Genomic DNA, 10,988 nt, shown 5'->3' with positions numbered 1-10,988 from the left:
CAGCTTCAGCTTTTTTTCCAACTTCGTGTCTTCTTGGATTAAGTTGTTTAGAATAATCTTTTGGTGCTTTAACTTCTTTCATGTTATCTAATTGACCTAAAGCTTTAAGTCTTTCATAGATTAATACCCATGCGCAATCGTTGTCAGGGCTAACTTCACATTTACCGTTTTTAGCTCCACCACAAGCACCGTTTACTAAACCTTTAGCACACATAGTTACTGGGCATATACCACCAGTCCATCCAAGTTCACATTCTCCACAAGCTTTACAAGCTTCTTCGAATTTTCCAACTCTTTCAACTTCACCTATGAATAGAGTATCATTTGCTGGATAAACAGGTATATTTTGTTTTTTAACGTTTTTCATTATTGTTTGAGTACCATCACCACATGCCATAGATACTACAGCATCAGCTTCTTTAAGAGCATCTTTAACTGCTTTTAATTCTTTTTTACCTAAAAGTAAGTTACATGCTGTTGGTATTATTACAGATCCTGTAACTTCGATACCATTAGCTGCTAGAGTTTCTTTCATTTCTGCTATTTCAGGTTCTCCACCAGTTTTACATGCAGTAGCACAGTCACCACAACCTACTAAAACTACTTTTTTAGCGCCTTTTAAGTAACCTAATAATTCTTCAATTGGTTTTTTTTCAGAAACTACCATACTATTTTTACCCCCAATTTATATTTTATCTATATATACTATTTATTATTTTGTTGTTTACAAGCTTTTATAACGTGTTTAGCTAGTATAGAAGAAGTAACAGAACCAACACCTGCAGGAACTGGAGTTACCATAGATACTTTATCTAATACTGCATCTGTATCAACGTCACCACAGATTCCGCCACCTTCTGGTTTAGCATTTATACCAACATCTATAACTACTGCACCTTCTTTTACATAGTCAGCGTCAACCATTCTAGCTCTACCAACACCTGCTACTAAAACGTCAGCAGCTGCACAAACTTCTTTTAAGTCTTTAGTTTTTGAATGGCATATAGTAACTGTAGCATTTTCACCTAATAATAACATTGCAGCTGGTTTACCAACAACCATAGATCTACCTAAAACTACTACGTTTGCTCCTTTTAGAGGCACATTATAATGTTTTAATATTTCTACAACTGCAGTTGGTGTACATGGAGGGAATCCAGTTTTGTCACCTTCCATAAGTTTAGCAACATTTAAAGGACTGAAGCAGTCTATATCTTTTTCTGCTGCTATAACGTGTTTAATAACTTCTTCATCTATTCCTTCTGGTAATGGTCTAAATGTTAATATACCATTTACAGAAGCATCATTATTTAATTTTTCTAATGCTGCTATATATTCATCTTGAGTTGTTCCTTCTGGTAGTTCAGTAACTTGAGTAGCGATACCTATAGCATCACATCTTTTTAAAGCACCTTTTTCATAAGAAAGGTCATTAGGTTTTGCTCCAACTCTTAATATAGCTAATTTTGGTTGAATCCCTTCTTTAACTAAAGCTTCACATTCTACTTTTAATTGTTCGCTTAGCGCATCTCCAACTGGTTTACCTTTAATTATTTCTCCCATTTTAAAACGCCCCCTAATTCATAAAAATTTATTTTACTAGTTATTTGCTAGTTATATATTTCCATATATTATAATTATACACATTTTTAGAGATTATTGTATATAATTATAGGTATTTGTTAAAAAATTATTAAAAATAATATACTATTTTGCAGTTATAAATAATTTTTTATTTTTATTTAATTTTTTTGTTTTAAAATTTAAAATCTTCTATCTTAAATTTTAAATTATATTTTATTTTAAGTTATTTGACTTTATATCAGATAATATATTTAAAATTACTTTCTCATTGCAGCTATTACTTTGTCATATACTGCATCACAAATTGCTACACCGTCTTTAACTAAAGCATCACATTTTTCATCTAAAGCTTTAGCATATTCTTTGTCTTTCATTAATTCTACATTTATTATTACATTAAGTTGAGCAGATATTATAGCAGCTCTTAAAGCTTGTACTCCACAACCTACATCACTTATAGCAAGTTTAGATCCTTTATCTACTAATTCTTCATGTAATTTTATACTTTCATGGCAAAGCTCAACTATTTTAAAAGGAACTTCACATGCTAATTTTAAGCATCTTTCTAATTCTACATCTTTAGCAGCTTTTTCTTCATCTGTACCAGCTGGTAAACCGTATGCTTGAGAAAGCGGGAAAAATCCTTCAGCATCTTTATCAATCATTTCTAATAATTGATCTTGTAAGCCTTTTGCTTTTTTCAATATAGCTTGTATATCATCTTCGTATTGTGCATATTTTTTCTTTCCTGATGTTAAATAGCAAACCATGCTACCTAAAGCCATACCGATAGCTCCAACTAATGCAGCTGCTCCACCACCACCTGGAACTGGTGCTTTAGAGCCTAATACATCTACAAAACCTATACAACTTTTTTCAGCTATTTTTTCCATAGGTATATCTCCTTTTTATATTTATCTCATTTTTTTATTGAAGATAGTGTGCATAAGCACACTATCCCCTTTAATTATTTATTTTGCCATTTTTATGTACAAAGCTATTAGCTTTTACACATTTATATTAAATTTATCGATTTAATAATCCCTAGAATAATCCAGATATTACTCCGTTTTCATCAACGTCGATCTTTTCAGCTGCTGGAACTTTTGGAAGTCCTGGCATCTTCATTATTTCACCAGTTAATGCAACTACGAATCCTGCACCTGCAGATATTGTTACTTGTCTAACTGTTATTCTAAATCCTGTTGGTCTACCTAATTTAGTTTGATCATCAGTTAATGAATATTGAGTCTTAGCCATACAAACTGGTACGTTTCCGAATCCAAGTTTTTCTAAGTTAGCTAATTCTTTTTCTGCTTCTGGAGTATAGTCTACACCGTCAGCTCCATATATCTTAGTTGCTATTGCATTTATTTTTTCTTTTAATGTATAGTCATCTGGGTAGCAGAATTGGAAGTCATTTGGTTCTTCACATAATCTTATAACTTCTTTAGCTAATTCTATACCACCTTCGCCACCTTTAGCCCATACTTGAGATAAAGCAACGTTAACACCTAATTCTTGGCATTTCTTTCTAACTAATTCTACTTCAGCTTCTGTATCTGTTGGGAATTCGTTTATAGCAACTACTGCTGGTAATTTGTATACTTGAGTTATGTTTTCTACGTGTTTTAATAGGTTTGGTATACCTTTTTCTAATGCTTCTAAGTTTTCGTTATTTAAGTCAGCTTTTGGTACTCCACCATTGTATTTTAATGCTCTTACTGTTGCAACTATTATAACTGCATCTGGTTTTAAGTTAGCCATTCTACATTTAATGTCTAAGAATTTTTCAGCACCTAGGTCAGCACCGAATCCTGCTTCAGTTACTACATAGTCTGCAAAGTGCATAGCCATTCTTGTTGCTATAACTGAGTTACAACCATGTGCTATGTTAGCGAATGGTCCACCATGTACGAATGCTGGTGTTCCTTCTAGAGTTTGTACTAGGTTTGGTTTTAAAGCGTCTTTTAATAATGCAGCCATTGCACCATTAGCATTTAATTGTTTAGCTGTTACTGGTTCTCCTTCGTAGCTATATCCAACTATGATTCTTCCTAATCTTTCTTTTAAGTCAGCTATATCACTAGCTAAGCAGAATGCTGCCATTATTTCAGAAGCAACTGTTATATCAAATCCATCTTGTCTTACAGCACCGTCACCTTTTTTACCAAGACCATCAACGATATTTCTTAATTGTCTATCGTTCATGTCTACACATCTTCTCCAAGTTATTTTCTTAGGATCTATTCTAAGAGCATTTCCTTGATGTATGTGGTTGTCTACCATTGCAGCTAATAGGTTGTTTGCAGCTCCTATAGCATGGAAGTCACCTGTGAAGTGTAAGTTGATATCTTCCATTGGAACAACTTGTGCATATCCTCCACCTGCTGCTCCACCTTTAACACCAAATACTGGTCCTAGAGAAGGTTCTCTTAATGCAACTAATACGTTTTTATCTAATTTTTGTAAAGCGTCAGCTACACCTATAGTAGTAGTAGTTTTTCCTTCCCCTGCTGGAGTTGGGTTGATAGCTGTAGTTAATATTAATTTAGCTTTCTTTCCACCATTATCTTTTTTAAGTAGATTGTAGTCAACTTTAGCTTTATATTTACCATATAATTCTAAGTCATCTTCTGTTAATCCTAATTTTTTAGCTATTTCTCTAATATCTTGAGGTTTAGCTTCTTGAGCTATTTCAATATCTGATTTGAATCCCATAACAAACATCCTCCCACAATTTTGTATATTTTAACAACATTAATATAATAATGTTAATTAAATACTTTTTTTAAATTAAATAAAAATAAAAATTATTTATTCTTTTTATTTTCTGCTTCAATTTCTAATAATCTATCTTTTATAGCTTTGATTTCATTTCTAGTATCTTCGCTAACATCATATGGAGATTTATTAGATCTATCTGAATCTATTACAGTTTGATTGTAATGAATAAATCCTAAAGCTTCTCCATCTTCTAGATTATCCTTTATAAATTTAATGTCTTCGTCGTCTCTCATTTTATTTCCAACAACGAAAACCCTTTTCACGCCGATATCTCTTCCTAGTTTTTTAACTTTTCTATAAGTTTGAAGGCTTCTTTCTCCTGGTTCAACAACCACTATAAAAGCGTCTACACCTTGTGCAGTACCTCTACCTAAATGCTCAATACCAGCTTCCATGTCCATAACAACAACATCTTTACTTTGTAATATTAAATGAGAACATAATCTTTTCAATAGTACGTGTTCTGGACACACGCATCCTGAACCACCTGTGTCAACAGTTCCTAAAGTTAATAAGCCTACACCATTATATGTTTTACAATATTTTTCTGGTATATCATCAACCTTTGGATTAAGTTTAAACATTTTATTAAATGTACCTTCACTTGTTGCTGTTCTATCAGAAACTAACTTTTTCATTTCAGAAATTGGTACTATTGAATCATATATTTCTTTTGGAAAACCTAGCGCTAAGGCTAAGTTTGCATCTGGATCGGCATCTACAGCAACAACTCTATAACCTTCATCAGCAAACATTCTTGATAACATTGAGGCAAAAGTTGTTTTGCCTACTCCACCTTTTCCTGTTATTGCTACTTTCATTTCTTTATTACCACCTTTTCTGTCATATAGTTTTGAAACTATGTATTTATGTCTGTCTAACGTGTATTAATAGGTAGCCTATTATTTTCATAATAGACTACCCTTCTCTATTCTATAAATTTAATTTTTTATAAATTGTTTACCATAACTAAATCTTAGTATAAGCAATCTAATTCTCCAGCAACTCTCTTGTTAAGAACTTTTTCTTGATATAATTCTTCGAAGTGAGGTCTCTTAGCTTCTATACAATCCATTATATCTTGAGCGCATCCTACTGCATCTTCATTTACATGGAAGCAAGCTCCTACTTTATCTTTTATGCTTCCGCATAATATTTCAACAGCTCTTGAAGAACCTGTAACTGGAGGCATAACACCTAAGAATGTTTCTATACCAGAAGCAACTACATAAGTACCTATAGCTATAGCTTTTTCTGACATCCATTCTGGAGCACAACCAGCAACTGGTAAATCACATATATCCATGTCTAATGCTTTAGCAACTAATGAACAAACGTTTAATATACGAGAGTTATCAACACAAGATCCTAGATGGATTACTGGTGGTATATCAACTAATTTACAAACTGTAGCTAAACCTTTACCACAGTATTTATCAGCGTTTTCTTTTAACATTAATCCATTCTTAGCAGCTGCAGAAGCACCACATCCTGTAGTAACAACTAAGAAGTCATTTTTGATTAATTCTTTCATTATAGTTAAGTGGTTGTAGTTAGATGGAGTTCTAGCATTGTTACATCCAACAACTCCTACTACCCCTCTTATTACACCAGATGCAAGAACATCTATTAATGGTTTTAATGTGTTCATTTCATCTATTTGAGTGTTAACAACATTATTTAATTGTCCAACTATTGCAGATTCAGCATAACCAACCATAGCTTCTGATTTTAATTCTGGAACCATAACTTTTTCTGGATCTCTGTTTTTGAAGTTTAATATAGCTTCTCTAACTATTGTTTTAGCATCTTCTAATGCAGTTTCTTCATGGAATTCCATGTAAGTAGAACCAGTTATTCTAGCTTTTGGTGAAGTAGTTATGAATTTAGTATGATAATGAGTAGCAACTTCTGCTAATGCAGGGAAGATACATTGAACGTCAACTATCATAGCTTCTACAGCACCAGTGATTAATACTAATTCTTGTTGATGGAAGTCACCAGCTATTTTTATACCATGTCTCATAGTTAATTCGTTACCAGTACAGCAAACACCTGATAAAGTGATTCCGTCTGCTCCAACTTCTTTAGCTAATTCTTGCATTTCTGGTAATTCAGCAGCTAAAACTATCATTTCTGATAATGTTGGCTCATGTCCGTGAAGAACTATGTTAACATTATTTCCAGCTAATACGTTAGTATTTGCTTCTGTGTGAACTGGTTTTGGAGCTCCGAATAATATGTCAGATAACATTGTACCTATCATTGATCCAGCCCAACCATCTGCCATAGAACATCTAAATGCCATATGTATTAAAGCATCTATATCAGCACAACATCCTATATGAGTTGAATGCATTACTGTAGCGATTTCTCTATCTATTGCTCTTGGTTCTATACCATAAGCTTTCCATACTTCTTGTCTTTGTTTAGGAGCTCTTGCTAATAATCTAGATACACCATGTGGTTTACCAAATTCCATTAAGCATTCATGAGATACTTCATGAGCTAAGTCATATATATCTTTACCTTCTGGATCTATTCCCATAAATACAGCGAATTCTTTTAATAATTCTGGTTCTTTAACTTGATAAGCTCCTCCTGGAGTAGTTAATCCTAATGTATGAGTTATATCTCTAGCATGGTCTGAATGGGCAGCAGATCCACCAGCACACATTCTAGCGTAGTTTCTACCAACTATTGTATGTTCGTCAGCACCACAAAGTCCTCTTGGAGTTTTAGCACTTATTCTACAAGGTCCCATACCGCAGTTTCTACAGCAAACACCTGAAAGACCGAATCCACATTGTACTTTATATCCTAATTTTCTTTTGTACATTGTTTCAACGCCATCTTTTTCAGCTTTTTCTAATAGAGCCTTACTGTTAAGGTCTATAGTCATGGCTTGCATTTGTTCTAACATTTTATTTTCCATATTCATATTCCCCTTTTTAAAAATTAAATTTTCCCCTAAAATGCTGTTATAAGAAAATGTCTTTATTATTTATATAAATACATTCTTAATCAATATATATTTCTAAACGATAAAACATATACTTCTCAAGAATATATTCTTAACTAAATTATATACCAAAAATACTATTTTTGGTAAAGTTTTTAATAATTTTTTAACAAAAATTACGTTATTCTGACATTAAATAATTTTTGTTATTTGATTTTTTTCTTTAATTAAATTTTACAATATTATTTGTTATTGTGTTTTAGCATTAATTATTAAATTAGTAAAATTTTATACTAAAATTCATTACTACTTTTTTCATTTTATCAGTTGTAAATCCTTTTCATTCAATTCAGAAAATGCCTTCACACAATTTAACATACAATTTAATTATATCTCATTTTTTTCCAATTGTATAGAATATAATTTTAATTATATGAATATAATCCAATTTTGTTTTTTTGCTTTTTTTTTAACAATTTTTTTATTTCTAGAATTAAATTTTCTTTATTTTTTTACTTTTATACGAATATTATTAAATTTATATATCTATTAAATATAAAAGACTTTCATAGAAACCTTTATTATAAGTCATAGCCTTTTTTATCAATTTCACAAATTTATTTTAATTTATAATGGAACTGTTTTTTCGTATAATTTATTATTATTTACGTTTTAATTTATATATTTTTATTTTTTTACAAATTTTTATTTATATTTTTTTTAACAATGTTTTTTAATCATATGTTTTGTATCTATATAAAATACTGTATTCAATAAATTTATTTCATATATAAGCATATTTAATTTTATCTAGCTTCTAATTTTTCTAATATTTTTATTAAAAATTTTTCTGCCAAACTTCCTTTTTTTATATTTTGTCTAGCCTCTTCAAATGAAAACCAAGTTGCTTTATCGACTTCATCAGATATATTTGATAAATCATCATCTTCAACCACAGATATAAAATTCATCATGAGTGTGTTTGATTTTTCAAAATACTCACTTCTCATATATTCGTAATCTATTACGTCCAATCTTAACTCTTCTTTAACTTCTCTGACTATTGTCTGCTCTGCTGACTCTCCTTTATTTACATATCCTGCTACTAATATATAGTCGTTTTTTCCATATTGTTTTATTAAAAGAACTTTATTTTTAGATTTATTTACAACTGCTGTAATTATGGCTGTATTAAATATTGGATATCTAAATGCCTTACAATTCTCACAGTATTGTACTTTATTACCTTCATTATCTATTTTAAGCACTAATTTTTCTCCACATTCATAGCAATTATTCATATATACACTTCCTTTAAAAATTTTAAAAATATTGATTTAAACATTATTTCCTTCCTTATAATAATACAAAATTAAATGCTTGATAACTAAATTTTTTAAAAAATAAAAACTGTTGTAAAGTAAGCAATTAAGCTTATACAACAGTTTTTTATTTTATACTAAAAATATATTAATTTTAACTTGTAAATTTCTATACATATTTAGCTAATTCCTTCTTACAGGCTATAGTAACCTCGTCTTCTGGATTTAACTCATATGCTCTTTCGATGTAATAATTAGCATCGTCGAAATTGCCAACATTTAAGTACGCCATTCCTAAATTACAAAGTATTTCTGGGTCTTCCTTTAATTTAGCTGCTGCTTCTAGTAATTCTATCGCTCTATTCATGTTTAGTTGTGCGGCCTCACATAGAGCTAATTCAACTATTGTATCTACTTGTTGTGGTTTCATTCTAAGAATTTTTTCGAAGTATTCTTTAGCCTTATCTATTTCGTCCATATTTTTATATGCTAATCCTATTATAAATAGTAAGTTCCACCAATCACTGTATTTTTCTTCTAATGGAAGTAATTTTTCTAATCCCTGTTCAAATTTTCCTTCAAATACTAAAGTATATCCTTCTTCATATTCTACTTTAGAGTACATTTTACCTAGATTATCTTGTACCTCTGCTGCAATATCTTCATCCAAACCTAATTTTAATGCTTCTTCCCATATTAGTTTTGCTTTTATGTATTGACTTTGGTTGTAATAGTGATATCCTAAATGATAATATGCAAGCGCAAAAGATGGATCTAGGTTAGTTACTTTTTCAAGCTTTTCCCCTGCCTCTAATAGCATATCGTTCATTGCCTTTGCATCGTAATCTTTTTGGTATTGAGTAGCTAGCTCTTGACATACTATAGCGTAGTTGTACAATCCTTGAACGTCGTCTGGATATAGTGTAATAAGAGCTTTTACATATATAAGTGCATCTGTTACTTCTCCTATTTCGAAGTATTTTCTAGACATATATCCCATATATGACCTTGCATCGAATTTTACATTTTCTTCTAAAGCTTTTAGAAATTTTTTATATTCATCGTTGTATTTAAATTCTGGATCTATACCTATTATATATATCATCGCATCTGCTATAGACATAGAGTTTAATCCCTCTTGTGCAGTGTTTTCCTTTATGCCTTTTACTAGTACTTCGTTTTTTATAGGTACATTCAATCCGTTCTTTGGTACCTTGTAGCCTTCTATATGAAATTCTGCATCTTCTTTAATTGTTATAAACGCCAATTCATCTGCTTTAGGTAGTAAATATTTATCTATTCTAAATTTCATGTTTTTTCTCCTTATTTATATTTTACTTTTTTTCAAGCTCTTTAAGCTCGACCTTGTGAGTTCTAGATTTTTCAAATACCTTTATATCATCATACACGAATAAAATCACAGTTTCTTGCTCGTCTAGTTTTGCGTGAATATCTTCCTTTAATTTTAATATATCGTATTTGAAGCATTCAAAATGAATATATTTCAATATATATTTTGCAGGTGTATCTACATGCTTAGGTAGATATTTTTCTAGATTTTCTCTGTCGTGTAAAAACTCATGTACTCTAGCTTTCATATCTTTAACTTCTATCTTGTTGAATATATTTGGAACACTTGATATTTTTCCTAGAGAAACATAGTCGTATTTTAATATTTCCATGAATAAATCGTAGTTTTCGCCGATTTTTTCTTTATAAAAATCTGCTAATATACTGTACAATTGGTTTTTCCCTTGAGCAAGGTGGAAATAACCCATTTCATTGAAATAATTAGCAAGGTCCTCGAAAAACTTAAACGCGCTTTCACTGTAGTAATTTTCAGTTATATATTTTACAGATAATGAGAAGTTATTAGAGTTGTAGTATCTCTCTAATATATCTTCTATATCCTTTAATTTTAGTATTTCATCGTAGCTTATAAATTTATTGCAAAGCACTTCATATGGAGCGTAATTCTTGTACTCATACTCAAATTCTTCTGCTCTCGCTCTCATACCTGTACCCTTTATCATCTTCAAAAATCCCAATTGTAATTGCTCTATTTGTAAAGCAAATACATCGTTAAATGATTTTTCAAAGCTATCGTATCCTTCATAAGGTAGTCCAGCTATTAAATCTAGATGCTGGTGGATATTTTGGTAGGATTCTATAGTTTTTACAACATGAGATAGTCTTTCAAAATCATCTCTTCTACCAACTGCATCTAGCGCTTCTTGGTTTGTAGTTTGAACGCCTATCTCAAATTGGAATAATCCTTCCTTGCAGTCCCTTAAAAACTCCAGCATATCGTCATCTAGTAAATGCGCTGTGAC

9 protein-coding genes are annotated in these 10,988 nt (G+C 30.9%); all 9 read right to left on the bottom strand.

Annotated features, from left to right (window positions below; all coding sequences use genetic code 11):
* Positions 1–667: methylenetetrahydrofolate reductase C-terminal domain-containing protein (locus MR593_RS06505; protein ID WP_290691051.1), on the bottom strand; the 667-nt coding region annotated here is incomplete at its 3' end.
* A 38-nt stretch (positions 668–705) separates the two neighbouring features.
* Positions 706–1,563, bottom strand: coding sequence for a bifunctional 5,10-methylenetetrahydrofolate dehydrogenase/5,10-methenyltetrahydrofolate cyclohydrolase (locus MR593_RS06500; RefSeq protein ID WP_290691048.1), 858 nt, complete (start codon positions 1,561–1,563; stop codon positions 706–708).
* 278 nt (positions 1,564–1,841) lie between these two features.
* Positions 1,842–2,477: a cyclodeaminase/cyclohydrolase family protein gene (locus MR593_RS06495; protein ID WP_290691046.1), complete on the bottom strand. Its 636-nt coding sequence runs from the start codon at positions 2,475–2,477 to the stop codon at positions 1,842–1,844.
* Positions 2,478–2,628: 151 nt separating this feature from the next.
* The gene (locus MR593_RS06490) at positions 2,629–4,305 is read right to left on the bottom strand and encodes a formate--tetrahydrofolate ligase (protein ID WP_290691044.1); all 1,677 of its coding nucleotides are present in this window, start codon (positions 4,303–4,305) and stop codon (positions 2,629–2,631) included.
* A 92-nt stretch (positions 4,306–4,397) separates the two neighbouring features.
* Positions 4,398–5,192 (bottom strand): ATP-binding protein, encoded by a 795-nt coding sequence (locus tag MR593_RS06485; RefSeq protein ID WP_290691043.1) that lies wholly within the window; start codon positions 5,190–5,192, stop codon positions 4,398–4,400.
* Between the two features lie 155 nt (positions 5,193–5,347).
* Positions 5,348–7,306: an anaerobic carbon-monoxide dehydrogenase catalytic subunit gene (gene cooS / locus MR593_RS06480; protein ID WP_290691040.1), complete on the bottom strand. Its 1,959-nt coding sequence runs from the start codon at positions 7,304–7,306 to the stop codon at positions 5,348–5,350.
* A gap of 833 nt (positions 7,307–8,139) precedes the next feature.
* Entirely contained in the window at positions 8,140–8,634 is a 495-nt protein-coding gene (locus MR593_RS06475) for an NAD(+) diphosphatase (RefSeq protein ID WP_290691038.1), read from the bottom strand.
* A 190-nt stretch (positions 8,635–8,824) separates the two neighbouring features.
* Positions 8,825–9,967, bottom strand: a complete 1,143-nt coding sequence (locus MR593_RS06470; RefSeq protein ID WP_290691036.1) for a tetratricopeptide repeat protein — start codon at positions 9,965–9,967, stop codon at positions 8,825–8,827.
* Between the two features lie 22 nt (positions 9,968–9,989).
* The coding region (locus MR593_RS06465; RefSeq protein ID WP_290691034.1) for a DUF4080 domain-containing protein at positions 9,990–10,988 on the bottom strand (999 nt) is incomplete at its 5' end.

Source organism: Intestinibacter sp., assembly GCF_022780145.1.
GTDB lineage: Bacteria > Bacillota > Clostridia > Peptostreptococcales > Peptostreptococcaceae > Intestinibacter.
Note: the sequence above shows the minus strand (reverse complement) of the source record. Positions and strands in the feature narration are given on the sequence as shown.

Coding starts and splice junctions, on each gene's coding strand:
- MR593_RS06500 (WP_290691048.1), bottom strand. CDS start 1,563: ATGGGAGAAATAATTAAAGGTAAACCAGTTGGAGATGCGCTAAGCGAA.
- MR593_RS06470 (WP_290691036.1), bottom strand. CDS start 9,967: ATGAAATTTAGAATAGATAAATATTTACTACCTAAAGCAGATGAATTG.
- MR593_RS06485 (WP_290691043.1), bottom strand. CDS start 5,192: ATGAAAGTAGCAATAACAGGAAAAGGTGGAGTAGGCAAAACAACTTTT.
- cooS (WP_290691040.1), bottom strand. CDS start 7,306: ATGGAAAATAAAATGTTAGAACAAATGCAAGCCATGACTATAGACCTT.
- MR593_RS06475 (WP_290691038.1), bottom strand. CDS start 8,634: ATGAATAATTGCTATGAATGTGGAGAAAAATTAGTGCTTAAAATAGAT.
- MR593_RS06490 (WP_290691044.1), bottom strand. CDS start 4,305: ATGGGATTCAAATCAGATATTGAAATAGCTCAAGAAGCTAAACCTCAA.
- MR593_RS06495 (WP_290691046.1), bottom strand. CDS start 2,477: ATGGAAAAAATAGCTGAAAAAAGTTGTATAGGTTTTGTAGATGTATTA.